This window comes from Dickeya sp. Secpp 1600, from assembly GCF_003049805.1.
In the GTDB taxonomy this organism is placed as follows: domain Bacteria; phylum Pseudomonadota; class Gammaproteobacteria; order Enterobacterales; family Enterobacteriaceae; genus Dickeya; species Dickeya fangzhongdai.
Genome location: NZ_CP023484.1, coordinates 865,122 through 885,727, shown reverse-complemented (window position 1 = coordinate 885,727; position 20,606 = coordinate 865,122). Strand labels below are relative to the sequence as shown.

Annotated in this window: 15 protein-coding genes and 1 pseudogene; 3 read left to right on the top strand and 13 right to left on the bottom strand. The window is 57.3% G+C overall.

Features of this window, described 5'->3' with window-relative positions; all coding sequences use genetic code 11:
* The 5 genes from cysM to CPA59_RS04100 all read right to left on the bottom strand — a co-directional run bounded on the left by cysM (position 1) and on the right by CPA59_RS04100 (position 4,543).
* A complete protein-coding gene (gene cysM, locus CPA59_RS04120; RefSeq protein WP_038917957.1) occupies positions 1–882 on the bottom strand; it encodes a cysteine synthase CysM in 882 nt (293 codons plus the stop codon).
* Between the two features lie 81 nt (positions 883–963).
* Complete coding sequence (locus CPA59_RS04115) at positions 964–1,863, bottom strand: Dyp-type peroxidase (RefSeq protein ID WP_038661858.1); 900 nt, start codon at positions 1,861–1,863, stop codon at positions 964–966.
* A 209-nt stretch (positions 1,864–2,072) separates the two neighbouring features.
* A complete protein-coding gene (locus CPA59_RS04110) occupies positions 2,073–3,383 on the bottom strand; it encodes a cytosine permease (protein ID WP_107758743.1) in 1,311 nt (436 codons plus the stop codon).
* Positions 3,384–3,398: 15 nt separating this feature from the next.
* Positions 3,399–4,088 (bottom strand): PAS and helix-turn-helix domain-containing protein, encoded by a 690-nt coding sequence (locus CPA59_RS04105; RefSeq protein WP_107758742.1) that lies wholly within the window; start codon positions 4,086–4,088, stop codon positions 3,399–3,401.
* A gap of 41 nt (positions 4,089–4,129) precedes the next feature.
* Entirely contained in the window at positions 4,130–4,543 is a 414-nt protein-coding gene (locus tag CPA59_RS04100) for a GNAT family N-acetyltransferase (protein ID WP_107758741.1), read from the bottom strand.
* A gap of 398 nt (positions 4,544–4,941) precedes the next feature.
* Here CPA59_RS04100 and CPA59_RS04095 point away from each other — a divergent pair.
* Positions 4,942–5,028 (top strand): annotated as a pseudogene (locus CPA59_RS04095) (helix-turn-helix domain-containing protein); the annotation flags it as partial.
* Positions 5,029–5,155: 127 nt separating this feature from the next.
* Here the strand turns inward: CPA59_RS04095 and CPA59_RS04090 are convergent.
* The 7 genes from CPA59_RS04090 to CPA59_RS04060 all read right to left on the bottom strand — a co-directional run bounded on the left by CPA59_RS04090 (position 5,156) and on the right by CPA59_RS04060 (position 16,458).
* Positions 5,156–6,430, bottom strand: coding sequence for a glycosyltransferase (locus CPA59_RS04090; RefSeq protein WP_159077923.1), 1,275 nt, complete (start codon positions 6,428–6,430; stop codon positions 5,156–5,158).
* Positions 6,431–6,876: 446 nt separating this feature from the next.
* Positions 6,877–7,467, bottom strand: a complete 591-nt coding sequence (locus CPA59_RS04085; protein ID WP_107758740.1) for an RpoE-regulated lipoprotein — start codon at positions 7,465–7,467, stop codon at positions 6,877–6,879.
* A gap of 210 nt (positions 7,468–7,677) precedes the next feature.
* Entirely contained in the window at positions 7,678–9,339 is a 1,662-nt protein-coding gene (locus CPA59_RS04080; RefSeq protein ID WP_100848986.1) for an ABC transporter ATP-binding protein/permease, read from the bottom strand.
* Positions 9,336–12,110, bottom strand: coding sequence for a pitrilysin family protein (locus tag CPA59_RS04075; protein ID WP_107758739.1), 2,775 nt, complete (start codon positions 12,108–12,110; stop codon positions 9,336–9,338). Before CPA59_RS04075 ends, CPA59_RS04080 begins: the two co-directional genes overlap by 4 nt.
* 99 nt (positions 12,111–12,209) lie before the next feature.
* Complete coding sequence (locus CPA59_RS04070) at positions 12,210–14,774, bottom strand: TonB-dependent siderophore receptor (RefSeq protein WP_107758738.1); 2,565 nt, start codon at positions 14,772–14,774, stop codon at positions 12,210–12,212.
* Positions 14,775–14,816: 42 nt separating this feature from the next.
* Positions 14,817–15,689 (bottom strand): TonB family protein, encoded by an 873-nt coding sequence (locus CPA59_RS04065; protein WP_107758737.1) that lies wholly within the window; start codon positions 15,687–15,689, stop codon positions 14,817–14,819.
* Positions 15,690–16,032: 343 nt separating this feature from the next.
* Positions 16,033–16,458 carry a GNAT family acetyltransferase gene (locus CPA59_RS04060; RefSeq protein WP_038661883.1) on the bottom strand — a complete coding sequence of 142 codons (426 nt, stop codon included), beginning with the start codon at positions 16,456–16,458 and terminating at the stop codon, positions 16,033–16,035.
* Positions 16,459–16,660: 202 nt separating this feature from the next.
* Between CPA59_RS04060 and hemF the strand changes: the two genes are divergently transcribed.
* Positions 16,661–17,599: an oxygen-dependent coproporphyrinogen oxidase gene (gene hemF, locus CPA59_RS04055; protein ID WP_038917949.1), complete on the top strand. Its 939-nt coding sequence runs from the start codon at positions 16,661–16,663 to the stop codon at positions 17,597–17,599.
* Positions 17,596–18,045, top strand: coding sequence for a YaiI/YqxD family protein (locus tag CPA59_RS04050; protein ID WP_038661889.1), 450 nt, complete (start codon positions 17,596–17,598; stop codon positions 18,043–18,045). Before hemF ends, CPA59_RS04050 begins: the two co-directional genes overlap by 4 nt.
* Positions 18,046–18,103: 58 nt before the next feature.
* Here CPA59_RS04050 and maeB read toward each other — a convergent pair whose 3' ends face one another.
* The gene (maeB, locus tag CPA59_RS04045; protein WP_107758736.1) at positions 18,104–20,383 is read right to left on the bottom strand and encodes an NADP-dependent oxaloacetate-decarboxylating malate dehydrogenase; all 2,280 of its coding nucleotides are present in this window, start codon (positions 20,381–20,383) and stop codon (positions 18,104–18,106) included.
* Positions 20,384–20,606: the final 223 nt, after the last annotated feature.

The window sequence follows — 20,606 nt, the reverse complement described above, 5'->3', positions numbered from 1 at the left end:
TTAGCCAAACACGCCGGTGGAAAGATAGCGATCGCCGCGATCGCACACCACGGTGACGATCAGGCTGCCGGGCTGTTCGGCGGCGATGCGCAGCGCCCCCGCCACTGCGCCGCCGGAGCTGACGCCGCAGAATACCCCTTCCACCCGCGCCAGTTGCTGCATGGTGGTTTCCGCCTCCTGCTGCGACATATCCATAATCCGGTCCACCAACTGCGGCTGAAAGATACCCGGCATATAGTCCGGCGACCAGCGACGGATCCCTGGGATCTGGCTACCGTCCTGCGGTTGCAGGCCGACGGTGCAAACCGTCTCACTCTGGCTTTTCAGGTAGCGGCTAACGCCGGTGATGGTGCCGGTGGTGCCCATGCAGGAGACGAAATGGGTCAGGCGGCCCTGCGTCTGCCGCCAGATTTCCGGGCCGGTGGTGGTGAAGTGCGCCAGCGGATTGTCCGGATTGTTGAACTGGTCGAGCAGCTTGCCTTCGCCCGCCTGCGCCATCTGCCGGGCCAGATCGCGCGCGCCTTCCATTCCCTGCTGTCGGCTGACCAGCAGCAGTTCCGCCCCGTAGGCGCGCATCGCGGCCTGCCGTTCCAGGCTCATGTTTTCCGGCATCAGCAGACGCAGTCGGTAACCTTTCATCGCCGCCACCATCGCCAGCGCGATGCCGGTGTTGCCGCTGGTAGCCTCAATCAGCGTGTCGCCCGGCGCAATCTCGCCCCGGCGTTCCGCCTGCTGGATCATCGACAGCGCGGCCCGGTCCTTCACCGAGCCGGCCGGATTGTTGCCCTCCAGCTTCAGCCAGATTTCGCTGCCGGTATGCTGGGCCAGACGTTGTAATTTAATCAGCGGCGTATTGCCGACGCAGTGCTCAAGCGTGGTCACATTCTCTCTCCGGGTCGTCAGAGGACGCCAAAAAAACAGGCACCGCGATGCAGTGCCTGCCTGTAGCAAAACCGGATTCTGTTATAGCGATAACAAACGATCAAGCGAAGGGGCAAAGAAGTAACTGCCGCTGACCGCGCGGGTAAAGCGCAGCATATCGTCGCGTTTGCCGTCACGGTCGCCAAACATGCTCAGCAGTTGCTGTTCAATGTTGTAGAGACGGGCGCAGTAGGCGGTGAAATACAGGCCGTGCTTGCCGCTGGCGGTGCCGTAAGGCAGGCTCTGACGCAGGATTTTCAGCCCCTTGCCGTCTTCCTTGAGGTCGACGCGGCTCAGGTGCGAAGTCACCGGCCGCGACTCGGACGACAATTCTTCGTTATCTTGTTTGGTGCGGCCGATCATCTGTTCCTGCTGTTCCACGCTCATGCGATTCAACTGGCGCAGATTATGCTCCCAGCGTTGGACAAACACATAGCTGCCGCCTTCGCCCGCCTGCCCGTCCGGCACGATGGCGACGTCACGCCGGGCGTCGCCCTGCGGGTTTTCGGTGCCATCGACAAAACCGCTCAGATCGCGGTCTTCCACCCAGCGAAAGCCGTGGGTTTCTTCTTCGATGTTGATGGTGTTGCCGAACGCCGCCAGCACCGCCTGCGCCAGCGAAAAGTTGACGTCATGACGCAGCGACTGGATGTGAATCAGCATGTCGCGCTGAGTGGCGGGCGCCAGCCCGTTGCCCAGCGGCGTGAAGGGTTTGAGTTCCTGCGCGCTGTTGTCGCAATCCAGCTCGCGCCAGACGTCGTAGCCAAAGGCGATTACCGCGCCAAGACCCGCGTCGGGGAAACGTTGCTGCAACTCGGCCAGCGCCTGACAGAACTTCTTACACCCCTGGCGGATGGCATCAAATTCTCCCTGTACCATAGCCTCCATGAAAATGGCAAAACGGCGATGCTCCAGCAAAATACCGCTTTGAATTTGTGTCATCTGTTGCTTCCTCACATTACTCAGTGCAGTTTCTCTCGCGCCGGCAAGCCATGCCGGGCTGCTATCTCAATGCTGCTCTATCAATAAGGGCATGAGGCGTGACCACCACGCCCCAATTCTGATCACATGATATCAGACGATGTTAACGATAACAGGATAACCTTACCGATAACGATGGAAAGCATAGGTGACTGTTTTCGCAAGAATGATCAACCAAGGGGCCGCAACCCACCCCGGATGGATTTCACTGTCGGTAGCATCACCTTGATTAACCAGTACAGCAAACTGGCCGCCAGCAGCGAATTAAGCGCCGGGATCCCCCATTCGGTGAACAACCCGACGGCGCTCCCCGCCAGACTGGCGATAATCGCCGACCAACCGACGTATGGCGTGCTGCCTGCATCCGGCAGTTCGCCATGCCGACGGCTCTCGTCCAGCAACTTCCGGCTGGTGCGCAGAATATAGTAATCCACCAGCATCACCCCGATAACCGGCGGGAAGAACACCCCCAGCAATGTCAGGAAATCCACAAACCGATCCAGAATGCCGATAACCGACAGAAAAGTGCCGATAAAACCAATCAGCAATGTGATGGACTTGTAGCTCAGCTTTCTGCCGGTGATGCCTTCCACCGCATTGGCGATGCCCAACGACGATGAATACAGATTGATGTCGTTGATGCGCAAGGTAGAGAAAATCACGGTAATCAGCCCGATTCCGCCTGCGGTTTGCGACATGATCGTCACGATGTCGGCGGTATTAAGCGCACGGGCAATCAGGATCGCCAGCCCATTGACGACAAATTCGCCGATCATGATCGACAGCATCGTGATCCAGAAAACATGCCGCCCGCGGCGAGAATAACGTGTCATGTCAGGAGTAATCAGACTGGCCACAATACAACCGCCGACCACCATGGTCGCACCGGCGCTCACCGAAATAGCCTCGCCGGATACGCTCTTTTGCAGCAACTCGGTAATATTGTGCCCGGTCAGCGTCATGGTCGAAATATAGCCGACCACCATGATAAACAGCGGCACCGCAATTCTGGCGGTGTAGCGTAAGGCACTGAAACCGAAGGTGACCAGTAGCGTCAGCGCGCAGCCGGAAAGCGCCGCCGACCAGCCAAATCCCAGCCGATCGCCCAACGCAAAATTAAGCGATTTGGCAAACACCGCGTTTTGTACACCAAACCAGCCCAACAGGCTGACGGCGATAATCGCGCCGATAAACACCGCGCCCATCCGGCCAAACCCGCACCAGCGCGCCAACAGACTGCCGGACAATCCTTCCTTCATGCCCGCGTAACCCAACCCCAGCGTGACGACGCCGAAAATCGCGCTGCCGATGGCTATCGCCAGAAAAGCCTCGCCGAGCGTCATCGAATGACCCAGCACCGCCCCCAACATAAACTGGTCCAGTGCGGTGAGCATGCCAATATGAACCAAAGCCACATTGAAAAATGGCAGCCGCACCGACGTCGGAACCCGGCTCACCGGATAATCATCAAGGTTTTCCATTGCACCCATCCTTGCTTAAATAAATAAAATACCTTTCGCAATCAACGAATGAGGTATAAAACTTTCCAGTCCACTATCCCGGCAATATTCTTCGAATTGGTTCAAAGAATGAACGCCTGCTTTTTGATACATGTTATAAATTCTGTTTTCGATTGTTTTATGAGAAACGTTAAATTTTCTGGCGATCTCTTTACTGGAGAATCTACGCAACATTAAAAAAATCACATCGAGCTCAGACTTAGTAAATACGTCGATATTAGCCGTCGTTTTCAATACCGACGGTTTTTTCTGATCGATATAGATTAATGGCGATAACGTACTGAGTGGCTTGGCATTCCACATCACTCCGATGCATTTTTTATCCCTATCAAAAATAGGAATCTTTTCGCTGACAAATGGCGTTAGCTCATTTCGGCCATACCAGTAATCGGTTTCGATAACCGAGACACGCTGCTCACTATTTTCCGTACGTTTATCATGCTCGATGAAATCGTCGGACAATTCGGCCCAGCTGGCGGGAAACTCCTCATCCAGCCGGCCTTCAATGCCGAACCGTTCAGGCGTAACAGTGTAAAGACGGGCAGCACGATTCATATATATATGGCGCGATGCCAAATCTTTTATCCCCCAAGGTTCGTTCAATCCTTCCAGCAGAGTAATAAGATTACCAATATACTCATTCGCCGCTGATAAAGATAAATTCATCCTGTTATCTCTATGTTTTCATCATGATCGTCTGACTGACATCAGGCGATAGATTTCGCCAGATAATGCCGGGTATATTTGTGCGCGTAATCAGGCAATGAACCATACTCCTGATACCCCAGTTTTTCGTAGAATCCTTTAGCCTGAAAGCTAAATGTATCAACATAAGCCATATGACAACCGCGCGCCGACGCTTCTTTTTCCGCCTGCTTCATCAGTTTGCTGCCTAGTCCAGTACTGCGGTGTTTATCATTGACCCAGAGATACTGTACTTCCAACCCGCCCCACCAGGTTCTGGCGACCAACCCCGCTACAATCTGACCGTCATTATCGGTAAAATTCAAAAACAGCGGGTGAATATCTACATGCTCATAGTTTTCATTATGCCGCCATAAATTTTCGATGACATATTCCTGATCCTGATTATCAGGTTTGTCAGTTACATTCAATTTCACGCTATTCTCCTTAAAGCGACACAAACGCCCAACTCGCCACGCGGGCAAAAATCTCAAAATACAACCGAATGCAAGGGTATTTTTTACCCGTTAAAAATAAACTCACCTGCGTTATCCTACAACTGATGCAACAATAAAAACATTTTCTTGCAAACTTTATAAAATAAATTATTACATCAGGGAAATTATTATTAATAAATATCATAGGTTTTTCAGTCATGCAATACATCACAATCAAACAAATACTGCTGTGACTTTACTGCCATATTCAATCGCCAACACCATTTTTATTACCTTAAATGCATAGATGAATTATGAAATTAATAACAAGAAAACTATTTCATAAATCATATTTATTTATGCTTTATACCATCATTGATGAGAATTAATGTCTCTCAATCTGTTACACCGCCGGAGAATGGCTGATCGCCAACGCATTAGGCGTTAAATATGAAGAAATATGGCCTAACCGCTATTATTTCCCTCAAACTAATGTTCCGTCTTACCCACACGTGAAAAAAACCACCGCGCGGATGGCGGTGGTTTTGCCGTCAATATCAGTTACTCAAGAAGATCAGTCAATCAAAGCCAACCGCACACACTGGCAAGCGCTTACCCGATCGCCCCCACTTCTTCCGCGATCGCCTCCAGCGCATGATGACGCGCGCAGTCCGCCTGTACCCAACGCGCCCGCTGGGTATAACCGGGTTGATCGAGGATGCGCATCACCGCCTCGGCAATCTGCTGCTCGCCCGGCGTGCTGGTGCCGAGATTCAACCCGCAGCCGGCAAACACCACTCTCGCCGCGGTTTCCAGTTTGTCTTCTCCCGTTCCGGCCACAATCAACGGCACGCCGTGAGACAACGCCGCGTTGAGCGAACCGTACCCCCCGTTGGTAATCAGCAGCGCCGCCTTCGGCAACCAGTGTTCCAGCGAGACAAAGCGGCATACCCGCGCGTTTTCCGGCGCCGAGGCGGCCAGTTCTTCCACCGGTCGGCCGCCGGTGGTCGCCAGCACCCGAACGGGCTGATTAGCCAGCGCGCGTAACGTCGGGCCAATCAATTGCTGCAAATCCACATTCGCCAGCGTTCCCTGCGACACAATCACCAGCGGCCGGGTGTCCTGTGGATCCCACAGCGCGTGTTCCGCGTCCTGTTCCGCCACCTTCAACGGTAACGGCCCCACAAAGCGTACGCACGACGGCAAATCATCGCGGTGATATTCCAGTTCGGTGGTGGACAATTGCAGGAAGCGGTCGCAACCGCTGATCAGCGCGTCGGTAAAGGGTGCGGATAGCGGCAGCTGTCCCGACTGCACCATCACCGTATCGAACGCCTCCTTCACGCCGGCGATCAGCCCGCGGGTCTCTTCGTCGATCAGTTGCTCGCGGGTCAAATCCGGCGGCAACAGCGCAGGCGGAATACGCGGCCCGTAAAAGATCGAATCGCGGGAAGAGAAAGACAGCGGCGTCACGCCGATGCCGATCACCGGCGGGCGATCCTCGCTGGCCAGCAGCGGCAGAATGCCGTAGAAACAGTTTTCCGCCATCACTACGTCCGGCTGAGTTTGCGCCAGCACCGCGCGCAATTGTCGGTCGATCAACGGGATAGGCGCGGAAAAGAATTCGCGCAGCGCCAGCGCCATCTGCGCGTTGCCGGGCGGCAGAGTGGCGCGTTTGGGAAAATGGCGTTCCAGGTAGCGGTAGTCAAAATCGATCTGTTCGTCGAACGCGACAAATCCAACGCCGGCGGCCTGCGCCTGCTCGCGAAACAGCGCGCCGCTGAACAGGGTTACCCGGTGCCCTTTGGTCAGCAGATGACGGGCAATGGTCAGCATAGGATAAACATGCCCCGGCGTTGCCACCGCGGCCATCAGGATGTGGGACATCAAAACTCCTTATTGATCATTATCGGTGTGCGGATCCAGACGCGATGCGAATGCGCACATCAGACTTCCTGTACAGGTGATATCCGCAGCCAACGGTACCGCTGTCGGCTGCCGGCCGTACACAGCGCCTCATGTCGGCAATCTGTATGCAGATTTATATGTTAGCGTCAGGCCGGCGCAGATACAGCACCGGATGCGATCCGGATCATATTCAGAAGAAATGACAAACCAGTGGAACAGGACGTGGAGGGAACGATGATGAAAGGTAATAAAAGTAGTGAGTCATCAGGGGATTTTTCAGTAATTCAGCATAGAATAAGCGCCAAATTCTTTAACAAACTTCAACAATAAATCTGATAAAAATTGCATTACAGCGCCAAACGCGGCGGCGGCATGAACCGGGACAACCTCATCCCGGCCATGCATTAATAAATAATACTGATGAATTATTCTCGTTCCTGCGCATGCCAGACGATTTTGCTGACCTTCCAGCTCTTGAGAATATCATCGGACGGCATCAACCCTTCCGGACCGCTCCAGTCGCCGGAGAACAGGTAGCTGACGTGTTTACCCTGCGGCGCCACACATTCGACGCTGCGGGCATCCGCGCCTTGTCCCGGCTGGCAGAGGCCAAACGCTTTGCTGTAAAGCGAACTGAATTCATCGCCGATTTTCACGCCCCATTCGCTGGCGATCGCCTTGTCCATCACCGCCACCTGTTTGACCTGGCCTTTCGGCGCTCCGCTGATTTCCAGCCTGACGCTGTCATCCTTGAGCGCTTCATAGATCGATACCAGCTTGCCGTTGCGGGTTTCCATACCGCCGCGCAGGCGATAATCACCGTTCAGCGCGTCGTTCAACGCTGACTCCAGCATCGGCGTTTTGGCATTAATGTCCCCGACGCCGGCGTCCGATACCGTCAAACGATGGCCGAACCAGTTGAACGGCGACAAACTGGACCAGGAAAAACTGGAAAGGGTGCTGCACCCCGCCAGCAATAACGGGAAAGCCAGAAACAACGGACGCACTTTTGTCACTCTCGACTCCTCAACATAAAACGGCGCCGACTCAACGAGCCGGCCCTGCCATAGCGCTGGCTCTTTGAGTGCGCCGCCGGCAGAAAGTGCCGTGAAAATTCGCGCCGGTTAATCCACGGCGCGTACATGCCGTCAAGATTACCATTGTTCAGACGGGCCGGGGAAACGTTCATCCCGAGAAAAACGTCACCCCGGCCGAAGGGAGAAGGGTTAGCGGAAAGCAGCCAGATCGATGTGATAATGGAACAGATCGGCCAGTTCCTGCTGGTGAGTTACCGCGATCACGGTGCAATCCGGCAATGCCTGTCGGATCACCCCCAGCAGGTGCCGGGCCGCATGCTGGTCGAGATGGCTGGTGGCCTCGTCCAGATACAGGTGATCCGGACGGTTGACCAGCGCCCGCGCCAGCGCCAGCCGCTGCCGTTCGCCGCCGGAGAACACCCGATCCCAGTTCATCTGCTGCTGTAATCGGTCGCCCCAGTCGCCCAGACCAACCTGATCCAACACCCGACGCAACGCCGCTTCATCGTCCAGCGGCGCCCGCGGATAACAAATTACCTCCGCCAGCGCTCCCTGCCCCAGATAGCTTTGTTGCGGCAACAGCAACGAATGGCCGCGCCCGGCCTGCCAGGCGCCGTGGTAATAGGGCCACAACCCGGCCAGCGTGCGCAGCAGGGTCGATTTCCCCAGCCCGCTGTGGCCGGAAAGCCGGTTCCAGCTGCCGGGCGCGCACTGGAACGTCACGTTGCGCAGCAGCGGTTGTCCCTGCGGGGTGGAGAAACTAAGCCGCTCCACCTGCAGTTGCTCACCTTGTACGACAGGTATCGCCGTATCCTGATGCGCCTCGATTTCCCGCCGGAACTGATCCAGACGCGTCATGCTGGCGGAGAGTTCCACCAGCGAGTAATACACCCGAATAAACCAGCTCAGCGCGCTGTGCACCTGCCCGAACGCGCTGCGAATCTGCATCAGCCCGCCGAGCGTGACGGTCTTGCTGAGAAACGCGGGCAGCGCGGCGAATACCGGCACAATCAGGCTGACGCGGGTATAGCCGACGGTAAACAGGCCCAGGTTGCGCTCGGCATTCATCAGTGAACGCCAGTTGCTGACGATCGACGAAAAATAACCGCCCAGTTGGCGCTTTTCCTGCCGCTCGCCGCCGTACAGCGCAATCTGCTCCGCGCTGTCGTGTTTGCGCAGCAGCGAGGCGCGGAAATCCGCTTCCGCCTGCTGTTTATGGTAGTTGATGCCATGCAGCCGTTTGCCGATCCACTGGGTAATCAGGCTGCCCAGCAAGGTATAGATCACCGCTACCCATACCAGATAACCGCTGACGGTCACGCTGTGCCCCCACAGCGTGAACTGCTGCACGCCGGAAAGATCCCACAGGATCAGCAGGAACGAGAACAGCTGGGCGAAGGTGATGATAAACGACACCAACAGCCGCACCGTTTGGGTGACGAACAGGTCGACATCCTGCGCGATGCGCTGGTCCGGGTTATCCACCCGGCCGCTCAGCGACAGGCGATAAAAGGCGCGCTTCGCCAGCCAGCTGTCGATAAACGCCGCCGTCATCTGTTCGCGCCAGCGAATAATCAGCAGTTTGGTCAGCCATTCCTGATACACGAAGACGCCGATATAAATCAGGATATAGAGGCAATATTCCTTGATCAGGCGGTAAAGCAGGCCGCTGTCGAATGCCCCCAGCGCATCATAAAAGGTTTTGCTCCAGTCATTGATGCGGACGTTGAGGTAAACAATGCTGCCGCCCATCGCCACGATAGCAGCCAGCAGCATCCAGCTTTGCCAGTAACGCCGGTTAAGCCAGAACGGACGGCACAACAGGGCAAAAGCCTGCAGGAACGGTTTCACGATTTTTTCTCCTGCGGCAACGTGATATACAGCACCTGATTCTGCGGATGCCACAGCCGGGACGCCGCATCGCGCACTGCTTCAAACGTAATCGCCGGCGCCAGACTATCCAGTTGGGTCAGATAGCGGGGATCATGATAGTTCCGGTAACTCAGCATCAGCCGCGACATCAGGGTGGTGCTGTCCTGCTGGCGAGCGCGCTCGCCGTGGATAAACTGCTTGCGCTCCTGCTCCACATCCTGCGGCGTGATGCGCGCCGCCAGCGTTTCCAGCACCTGCTGCGCGTTGCGTCTCAATTCCTGCGCCCGCTGCGGCGAGGTGGTAAAACGCAGCGACGTTTCAATACGCTGACTTTTATCATTCAGACGGCTTTCCATCCTCAGGTTATAAATTCCCTGCGCGTCATCCCGCAGGCTGGCCTTGAGATAGCGGGCCGCCAGCCGGGAGGCGATATTCACCTGCACCGCCTGCTGCGGCGTCCATGTTTGCGGCGAGAAGCTCCACAGGTAGATATCCGCCTTCGGTTCCAGATTGATGGCGGAGACACGCTCGCGTTTCCCCGCCAGCGCCAGATGCTGCGGGCTTTCCGCGCCAGCCTGACGCGGCAGCGAAGCCAGATAGCGCTCCACCAGCGGACGCAACTGCTCCGCCGGCAGGTCCGCCAGCAGGTAATAGGTCACCGGCGCCGCCACGGTCTGCCGCCACTGATCCGCCAACTGTTCGGTGGTGACGGTATCCAGCTGTGTCGGCGTCGGGAAAGGCGTCGGCGCGTTGCCGAACTGCAGCTCGGCGCTCTCCCGCTCCCGTCGGAAGCCAACGCTCTGCTCGCGGGTAACCTGTTGCCGCTTCAGCACCGACAGGCTGTCGCGCATATCGTTTTCATCAATAGCGGCCGACCGATTCATCGCATGATAGAGATGCAACAGCGCGTCCAGCTTGTCCGGGCTGACGCTGCCGCTCCAGCGCAGTTCGTCCGGCTGATAATCCAGACTGAGCGATAGCCGCCGCTCTTTTTTCCAGTCGTTCAGATCCCGGCCTTTCCAGCCAGCCGGCCCGCTTTGGCTGATCAACTGACCGGCCAGTTGGGACAGCCACGGCTCGCGTCCCGGCGTCATAAAACCGGCCGGCGACTGCACAGCCAGCGACACTGATTTGCCGGCCTGAGCGCTGCGCAGCCATACCAGCCGATCGCCGTTGCTCAGTTGCCACTCTTCCACCTTCTGCTCAGGGAACGCTCGCCCGCCGGTGATCTCGCCACGGCCTTCAGCCGCAGGCAACGCCGGCGCTACCCGCACAACAGGCTTTTGTAGCGGCGCCAGCTCGCTGCGAGCCGCCTGCTGACGCTGTTGCTCAATATCGGCCGCCGACGGCGGCGTGAACGGCAGAGTGCCGGGAACACTGAACTGCACCAGTTGATCGGGCGATGACAGCCAGCGCTGCAGGCAGGCATTGATATCCGCTGCGGTAATGGTTTTCAGCACCGCCAGAACCTGCTGCCCCAGCTGTTGTTTGCCGGTATAAGGACGCTCCTGCTGCCAGGACACCACCAGTTGCTGCACCCAGTCGGAAAACTCGCGCTGTTCCGGCGTCGCCGCCATCTTCTCCGCCGACTGGCGGATCTCATCTTTGACGGCCGCGATATCGGATTCGTAGAGCGGGTAATGGCGCAGGCGCGCAATCTCCTGCAACAGCACGGTCACCCCCTGTGGGTGGCCGTCCGGCAGCACCGAGGCGAACAGCCCCAGCGCCACCGTGGTACGCCCGATGTCGGACTTGCGCACCACCAGACTGCTAACCGCCGTTGCCGGAGCGATCGGTTGACGCTGCACCTGCCGGCTCAGGGTGTCCAGCGCGATCTGGTTGATCAAACGGTGGCGCAGCCCCTGCTCGTCTGTCGCTCTGGCCGCCGCGTCATCAAAACGGAACACGAACGACACCTGGCTGACGCTGCTCTGGCTGTCCTGCAGGCGCACCACATGCAGTTGCGGGCGCAATGCGGGTTCATACCGATCCCGCTGCGGTATTTTGCCGTCCGGCAGCGTGCCCATCGCCTGCGTAATCGCCTGCTTCACCTGCTCGGGCTGTAGGTCGCCGATCACGATCAGGCGCATATTCCGCGGGTGATACCAGCGGGCGTAAAAATTGCGCAGCACCGTCACCGGCGTGGTCTGGATCGCGCTTTCGGAACCGATGACCGGGCGCTCGGGATAGCGGGAGTCATGCCGGATAGCGGCCACCCGCTGTTGATTCATGCGTTCCGCCACACCGAGCTTGCCGCGCCACTCCTCCAGAATCACCTGGCGCTCGCGCTGCCAGTCCTCCGGCTCGAAGCGCGCCTGCCCGGCTATCTGCGCCAGCACGTTCAACGCCAGCCCCAGAGATGGCTTGCCCGCAGGCGGGCTCAGCATGTAAACCGTGCGCTCGTAATTGGTCATCGCATTGTAATGCTGACCGCGAACCCAGCCCTGCTGGCCCAACGTCTGCGCCAGACCGGCCGGATAATCCCGCGTGGCGCGAAACACCATGTGCTCCACCATATGCGCTACGCCGGACTCGTCATCCTGCTCGTCCAGCGAACCGGATTCAACGCTCAGCCGGATGTCCAGCCGTTGCTGCTGCCCGGCCAGCGGCACAATGGTGTAACGCAGGCCATTGTCCAGTTGCCCTTCGGTGATCACCGGCAACGGGCTGGTGACGGTTTGCGCTGAGGCCAGCGCGCTGAACAGACAGAACGCTATCGTACCTATCCAGCGGGAAGTCATTTTTCTCATTAATCGCTCAATCATGGGTATGTAAAACCGACGGGATATCTCAGGCAATCACTGTGTTATCGCCGGGAACGGGACGCACCCGCTCCCGGCGTCAGACCATTACCAGTTGTAAGCCACACCCAGCCAGAACTGACGACCCAGCTTGTAGGTCACCGTATTGCCGGAAGTCTCCTGCGAGGTGGCGATCACGTTGTCGAGCACGTTGATCACATCCAGCGTCAGGTCCAGCGACTGGTTTTTATAGGTGGGCAAGGAGTAGTTGAATCGCCAGTCGTAGGAGACGTAATCCTGATACTGGCGCTCGGTATACAGCGTGGCGCTACCGGTATAATCGCCGCAGGCGCTGACGCTGCTGGAACTGCCGGAGCAGGTAACGCTGGAGGTACGGTAGCCTTTGTAACCGGAGGTATAGGCCAGGTTATGATCCCAGTTAAGACGAATGGCCGGGAAATAGGTGTTGATATTCAACGCCACCGACCACGGGGTGTTGTAGTCAAGCGCGTCCATGTCACGACGATCGGTCAGGCGGCCTTTGAAAATCACCTTGCTGTCGTCCATGTTGCCCTGGTCGTAGTAAAGCTGTGAGCTGGTCTTGTTATCCGCCATGCTGGCGCTCAGCCCCCAGCGAACATCGGCGTATTTCAGTTTATACGGGCTGATAGGTTCCACCGTCAGCGAAAGCGTATTGCCTTCGGTGCGGGCGTCATTGGTCAGGTAGTAATAGCGTTGACCGCTGTCATCGGTTCCATTGCTGCGGCCGAACTGGTTACGCCCCTGACGATTAACCCATTTCAGCGTCCACACGGTGTCGTACACCCGCTGCGACAGCCCCAGCGACAGCTCGTCGCTGTACGGCGTTTTCAGGTCGGAAATATCGTAGTCATAACTGCCATAACTGGTATTACTGCTGGTCCAGCCGCTGCTGGCGCTGGTACGACTCTGCACTACCGACTCGTTGATCCCGGAGCGCAGTTTGTACGCCAGCATGTTCTGGGCGTAGTAACGGTTGGCGCCGCCGAAAACACGGGTGGAGCGATCGCCAAACACATCGTAAGACGCCGCCAGACGTGGGGCGATGTTCAGGTTTTTCAGGTAATCGTCATACTGCAGGCGCACGCCCGGCGTCACTTCCAGGTTCTGGTAACTGACGCTGTCCTGCAAATACACCGCATAGTTGACGTAATTGCCTTCCACCTGACGCGCCGGGAACAGATTGCGATTGCGGTAATACTGCTCGCCATTAATACAGAAGTCGTCGCCGGCCTGGCACACCACGCTGGTGCTGATGGTGGGCGTATTACGACTGGTATACACATTGCTAAAACGGCGATATTGCGCGCGGTAAGAATCTACCTGCCAGCCCATATCCAACTGATGGCTGGTGCCCCACAACGCCAGCGGGTTGAGCTCGTAATCCTGTTTGAACGTGAAGGTCTGTTTTTCTGTGGCATATTTGCCATAACCACCGATTCCCGATAGCTGGGAGTTACCCGCTACCCCCGTACCCCAGTCCACAACATTGGAAACAAACCGGGATGTGCGGTTATAGCGATACCAGGACTGATAGGTATCGCCCTCATGCTCGATACGGTTTTCCTCAAACTGGTAACCCGCCAGACTGCTCACTTTCCCCCAGTCCGCATTGTGTTCCCACTCGATATTGCCGCGATAGCCGCCGCCGGTATTGGTATAGCCGCCGTTTTTGATGTCTTTTTTGTAATAGCCGGATTCATGCGGCGCGTACATACCGGTCAGGCGGAAAATATCGCCGTTATCCGCCAGATAAGTGCCTTTGAGCAAATAGGTTTCCGCCTCGCGCTTCTGCGTGACCCATTCGTCCATGACGCTGTTATAAAACGGGATCGACGACTGCTGGCGGTTATAGGCAAAAATAAATCCGGCCTTGTCGCTTAATGGCTGATTAAAGGTGGCGGAATAAAAATTCTTGCGGAATTTCGGTTGATAATAGAGCTGGCTGGCTGAATAAAAGTCGCCTTCAATATCATCGTCAATATGATAACGGGTCCAGCTGTCGCGGGTGGTGCGATAAGAAACCCTGCCGGAAGCGCGGTCCAGTTTCGGGTCTTTTAATTTGGCATCGACCACGCCGCCGGTAAAGTCGCCATATTTCGCGGAGATATTGCTGTCGAATACCTGTAATTGCTCGATCAACTCCGAGTTAATCCAGAATGATTGCGCGCCGCCGGCAGGCAGGTCGGTTGGTGAATATCCATCCGGTGTATTGCTCAGTTCGCCATTATTCGCGCCGGGGTTGATGACGTTATTGTTGGATAACCCGTCGATCATGTAGTTATTTTGGTAAAACTTCTCGCCATGAAACGACACGTTTTCCGGCGCCAGTTCACCGGGCGTCTGGCTGCTGTCGAGGCTATTAGAAAAACGCACGTTTGGGTTGGAGCGCAATAATTCCGTGACGCTGCCGTTACGTGTCGGCCGACGCTGAATCTGCTCGCTGGTAATCACCTGGGTTCCCATCGTCTGGCTGGTGGGAGTGGAGCGAACCAGGATGGTATCCTCATCGGTATTTTTCTTTTCTGCCGCCGGTTTACCGGCAGAGGTATTTTCTGTTTGAGTCGTCTGTTCGGCAGCCGTCGCCGTTGATGATACGCCGAGTATCATCATCAAATAGAGATGCTTATTCATGTAATTATTTCCTGTACCCTGATGATATTGAAAACAAAAAAATCAATTCTGAAGTTCGATATGCCCATTCAGCCGAAAAATGACGGATACCGTCTGGTCGGCAACCGGTGAATCGGCCTGATAACGCCAGCGCGCCATGTCTTTGATAACGTCGCTGCTAAACATCCCGTCAGGGTTCTCCGACAACACCCGAATATTGGTGACCGTGCCGCTGGCCGTGACGTCGAACCGCAGTCGAACCTGGCCTTCCACCCCCATCGAGCGCGCCCGCACGGGATAATTCACCCGTCGTTGCAACGCCTTCAGCGTGCCGGTCTGGCTATTGCCCGCGCCCTGATGCGCCTGCCCTTGCGTACTCTCGCCCGCCGGTGCGGCCTGGCCGCCTGCCGACGCGCTGGCGGGCGCTGACGCCGTTGCGCGATTTCCCGGCTCAGCCGGACTCGCCGCGTCCGCCACAGGCGTCGGCGTATCACGAGTGTCACTGCGTGGAGAGGCGGGTGTTTTTTTGACGTCCGCTTTTTCCTTTACCGGCACAGGATCTTTTGGCGGGCGTGAAGGTTCGCGGGTTTTCTCCGTCGGTTTTGGCGGGCGTGTCGTCGCAGCAGGATCGGAAGACGTAGCCGTCACCACGGCGCGCTCATTCACCGGCAGCGGCCGCATTACCGCTGGCGCCACAGCTACCGGCGTCACTCTGGTGGCCGTAACCGGCTCGTCGGCAGACGATGTTGCGGTGCTTGCGGAAAGCAGCCGCACTGCGTGGGCGGAGAACGAGGTGACATGCATGCCCGTCACGCTTTCTCCGGCACGCCCGGCCTGCAACACCAGTTGCTCGTGAGGCGCATACCCCCACAACAAGGCCCAGACCACCGACAGATGTACCCCGACGGACAACAGAAGAGAATGTGTAGCTTTCAACGTAATACCATGTTTTATTTATAGAAATAAGTATCAAATTATGGACAGGACAACGACGACGGCGCCCCTGATTCCCATCCCAAAACAAGCAGAAACATCCCTTTATAGATAATGAGAATTATTTTACAAATGATATCCATTATCAATGAATTTTTACAGCACGTCAGTACAAACCTGACCTTTTGGACAGGCAAAACACCACTAATGAGAAAATTGCGCGGAGGCGCGGACAGAAACAGGCGGACAGAAACAGAAAGAGAAAATGCAGCAGGCAAGCGGGATATCGGTCGGCGTCAGACGGAGATAAGGCGGCCTCTCCCCGTCATCGACCGGATGGGAACGGTCAATACTCCTGGTCTTCAATCAGGCGTTTACCCAGCGTGATGCTGTCGACCATGTCGTAATTCATCTTTTCATACATGCTGATGACGGCCGTGTTGCTCTGACGCACCATCAGGTGGATCTTCGGGCAACCGCGCGCGATCAGTTTTTTCTCCAGACGGCTGATCAGCGCATTGGCGATGCCGCGGCCGCGGTAATCCGGATGCACCCCCAGATAGTAGGCCGAACCGCGGTGACCGTCATATCCGCCCATCACTGAGCCGACCACCTCGCCGCCCACTTCTGCTACCAGAAACAGGTCGGGATCATGGTTGAGCTTGCGCTCAATATCCATTTCCGGGTCATTCCAGGGGCGCAGCAAATCACAGCGTTCCCAAAGGGTAATCACTTCTTCAAAGTCATCTTGCCTGAATACGCGGATTTCCATCGCTGCTCGCCATCTAGAGTCAATAGGTGATACTCGATTATCCCGTGATTCACCGCAGACGCAACATCTTCGTCATACACTTTTCAGCAATGACATCGATTCACATCGACGGCATTTACCGGCGATGGGCGGCCTGCCGAATTTCGATATACTAAGGCTGCAATAAGTCCAACCGCCTTTCAACATCATCATAAGGGACACTATGAGCTCACCTGATATCGATGCGATCAAGCACTTTCTGCTCACGTTACAGGACAACCTGTGCCGGCAGTTGGAACTGACCGATGGCGCCGCCACCTTTATTGAAGACGCCTGGCAACATGCTTCCGGCGGCGGCGGACGCAGCCGCGTTCTGCGTCAGGGGCGGGTATTCGAGCAGGCCGGAGTGAATTTCTCTCACGTTTCCGGCGCATCGCTGCCGCCGTCGGCCAGCACCCACCGCCCGGAACTGGCTGGGCGCAGCTTTCAGGCGATGGGCGTTTCGCTGGTGATCCATCCGTTAAACCCGTACGTGCCGACCAGCCACGCCAATATACGTTTCTTCATCGCCGAAAAACCGGGCGAACCGGCGGTCTGGTGGTTTGGCGGCGGCTTTGATCTCACCCCGTACTATGGTTTCGAAGAAGACGCCGTCCACTGGCATCAGACCGCGTTCGACCTGTGCCAGCCGTTCGGCGACGACGTCTACCCGCGCTACAAACAATGGTGCGACGACTACTTCTTCCTCAAACACCGCAACGAAGCACGCGGCGTCGGCGGCCTGTTCTTCGACGACCTCAACACGCCGGATTTCGACACCAGCTTTGCATTCATGCGCGCGGTGGGCGAAGGCTTCCGGCACGCCTATTTGCCGATCGTCAATCGCCGCAAAGATATCCCGTGGGGCGAGCGGGAACGCCAGTTCCAGCTTTACCGCCGAGGACGCTACGTGGAATTCAACCTGGTGTGGGACCGGGGCACGCTGTTCGGCCTGCAAAGCGGCGGACGCACCGAGTCGATCCTGATGTCGATGCCGCCGCTGGTGCGCTGGGAATACCAGTACCAACCGGAGCCGGACAGCCCGGAAGCGGCGCTGTACCGCGACTTTTTGCCCGCCCGTGACTGGCTCGGCCTGAATACGCCGTCGGGAGCACGCGGATGACCGCCATCTGGGTGGACGCCGACGCCTGTCCCAACGTCATTAAAGACGTGCTTTACCGCGCCGCCGATCGCACCGCAACCCGCCTGACGCTGGTCGCCAACCAGCCGCTCAGAACGCCGCCTTCGCCGCACATACACAGCCTGCGCGTCGCCGCCGGGTTCGATGTGGCGGATAACGAAATCGTGCGCCGCGTTCAGCCGGGCGATCTGGTGATCACCGCGGATATCCCGCTGGCGGCCGAAGTGCTGGCAAAACACGCGGTCGCGCTTAACCCACGCGGTGAACGCTACACCCCGGACACCATCCGCGAGCGGCTGACGATGCGGGATTTCATGGATACGCTGCGCGCCAGCGGGGTACAAACCGGCGGCCCGGCGGCATTAAGCCAACGCGATCGCCAGCAGTTCGCTAACGAATTGGAGAAGTGGCTGCGTCAGCAGGCGTAAAAAAACCGGCAGGTCACCCTGCCGGTTTAGTCTTTTCGTTACAGGCTACCTTGCCGGATTACAGCGGCGCGGTTTGTGCTTCCACCACCGCCAGCGCCACCATGTTGACGATACGGCGCACGGAGGCGATCGGCGTCAGGATGTGTACCGGCTTGGCAACGCCCATCAGTACCGGCCCGACGGTTACGCCTTCGGAAGACGAGACGCGCAGCAGGTTGTAGCTGATGCGGGCGGCTTCCATGTTCGGCATGATCAGGATGTTGGCCGCGCCTTTCAGCGGGCTGTTCGGCATCTGCTCACGACGAATGGCTTCCACCAACGCGGCGTCGCCGTGCATTTCGCCGTCAATTTGCAGCTCCGGCGCCATCTTGTTCACCAGTGCCAGCGTGGCGCGCATTTTCTTCGCCGTCGGCGAATCGGAGGTGCCGAAGCTGGAATGCGACAGCAACGCCACTTTCGGCTCAATGCCGAAACGGCGCACGGTGCTGGCCGCCATCAGGGTGATTTCCGCCAGCTGTTCCGGGGTCGGATCCGGGTTGACGTAGGTGTCGGCGATAAAGGTGTTGCCGCTCGGCAGCAGCAGCGCGTTCATCGCTCCCGCCACATGCACGCCGTCACGGTAGCCGAACACTTTCTCCACCACGTTGAAGTGCTCTTCATAGTTACCGACCGTACCGCAGATCATCGCATCCGCTTCGCCGCGGTGAACCATGATGGAGCCGATCAGCGTCGGGTTGCCGCGCATATCGCGCTGCGCCTGCTCCTGAGACACGCCGCGGCGTTTCATCATCTCGAAATATTCGGTCCAGTAGGCTTTAAAACGCGGGTCGGACTCGTTGTTCACCACCTCGAAGTCCTTGCCGATAGCGATCTGCAAGCCCAGTTTCTGGATGCGTTTTTCGATCACGCCCGGGCGACCGATCAGCACCGGGAACGCCAGCCTCAGCGACACCAGTTCCTGTGTGGCGTGCAGCACGCGCGGGTCTTCCCCTTCCGCCAGCACCACGCGTTTCGGCTGGGTGCGGGCCTGAGAGAAGATAGGTTTCATGAACAGGTTGGTTTTGTAGACGAACTGCGTCAGTTTTTCGATGTAATCATCGAAGTTTTCAATCGGACGGGTCGCCACGCCGGACTCCATCGCCGCTTTCGCTACCGCCGGCGCGATCTTGATGATCAGACGGGGATCGAACGGTTTAGGAATCAGGTATTCCGGCCCAAAGGACAGGTCCTGATCGCCATAGGCGGACGCCACCACTTCGCTCTGCTCCGCCAGCGCCAGATCGGCAATGGCGTGCACGCAGGCCAGCTTCATCTCTTCGTTGATGGTGGTCGCGCCCACATCCAGCGCGCCGCGGAAGATGAACGGGAAACACAGTACGTTGTTGACCTGATTCGGGTAGTCGGAACGACCGGTGCACACGATGGCGTCCGGGCGCACTTCTTTCACCAGCGGCGGCAGAATTTCCGGCTCCGGGTTAGCCAGCGCCATGATCAGCGGGCGCGGCGCCATGGTTTTCACCATGTCCTGCGTCAGCACGCCCGGACCGGAACAGCCGAGGAAAATGTCCGCGTTCGGGATAACATCGGCCAGCGAACGGCTGCCGTTATCGTCAATGGCGTACGCCGCTTTGGTTTCCGCCATGTTGGCTTCGCGGCCTTTGTAGATCACGCCGCGGGAATCGCACACCACGATGTTTTCATGTTTCAGACCCAGCGCCACCAGCAGGTTCAGGCAAGCGATGGATGCCGCGCCCGCGCCGGATACCACCAGCCGAACGTCGGAAATCTGTTTTTCCACCACGCGCAGGCCGTTAAGCACCGCCGCGGTACAGATAATGGCGGTACCGTGCTGGTCATCGTGGAATACCGGAATCTTCATGCGCTCACGCAGCTTCTGCTCGATGTAGAAGCACTCCGGCGCCTTGATATCTTCCAGGTTGATGCCGCCGAAGGTGGGTTCCAGCGCGGCGATCACGTCGATCAGCTTGTCCGGATCCTGTTCATCCACTTCGATATCAAACACATCGACGCCGGAAAACTTCTTGAACAGCACCCCTTTGCCTTCCATTACCGGCTTGCCGGCCAGCGCGCCGATGTTGCCCAGGCCCAGCACCGCGGTACCGTTGGAGATCACCGCCACCAGATTGCCGCGCGCGGTATATTTGTAAGCCGCCAGCGGATCTTCAGCGATTTCCAGACAAGGCGCAGCAACGCCCGGGGAATAGGCCAGCGCCAGGTCGCGCTGCGTGGCCAGCGGTTTGGTCGGGGAGACCTGGATTTTTCCCGGCACCGGATATTGATGGAAGTCCAGTGCGCTTTGCTTCAGTTGTTCATCCATAGTTTATTACCTTGTCTTATCGCTTTGTTAGTAGGGTGGCGAGTCACCCAGTGTACCGTGTCTGTGATTTTCGAAACCATGAAGCATTACAAAATCCACGCCGGAATACCGCTTAATATAGTTAATTAATGAGAGTGAAAATCACTCACCATAACGACTATTTCCCCGACCAAACATGACCAAATACCGATGATATCGCTGCCGGCGTTTCCTTTGTCACACG

Coding starts and splice junctions, on each gene's coding strand:
- maeB (WP_107758736.1), bottom strand. CDS start 20,383: ATGGATGAACAACTGAAGCAAAGCGCACTGGACTTCCATCAATATCCG.
- CPA59_RS04075 (WP_107758739.1), bottom strand. CDS start 12,110: ATGAGAAAAATGACTTCCCGCTGGATAGGTACGATAGCGTTCTGTCTG.
- hemF (WP_038917949.1), top strand. CDS start 16,661: ATGAGCTCACCTGATATCGATGCGATCAAGCACTTTCTGCTCACGTTA.
- CPA59_RS04105 (WP_107758742.1), bottom strand. CDS start 4,088: ATGAATTTATCTTTATCAGCGGCGAATGAGTATATTGGTAATCTTATT.
- CPA59_RS04050 (WP_038661889.1), top strand. CDS start 17,596: ATGACCGCCATCTGGGTGGACGCCGACGCCTGTCCCAACGTCATTAAA.
- CPA59_RS04090 (WP_159077923.1), bottom strand. CDS start 6,430: ATGTCCCACATCCTGATGGCCGCGGTGGCAACGCCGGGGCATGTTTAT.
- CPA59_RS04070 (WP_107758738.1), bottom strand. CDS start 14,774: ATGAATAAGCATCTCTATTTGATGATGATACTCGGCGTATCATCAACG.
- CPA59_RS04110 (WP_107758743.1), bottom strand. CDS start 3,383: ATGGAAAACCTTGATGATTATCCGGTGAGCCGGGTTCCGACGTCGGTG.
- CPA59_RS04115 (WP_038661858.1), bottom strand. CDS start 1,863: ATGACACAAATTCAAAGCGGTATTTTGCTGGAGCATCGCCGTTTTGCC.
- CPA59_RS04060 (WP_038661883.1), bottom strand. CDS start 16,458: ATGGAAATCCGCGTATTCAGGCAAGATGACTTTGAAGAAGTGATTACC.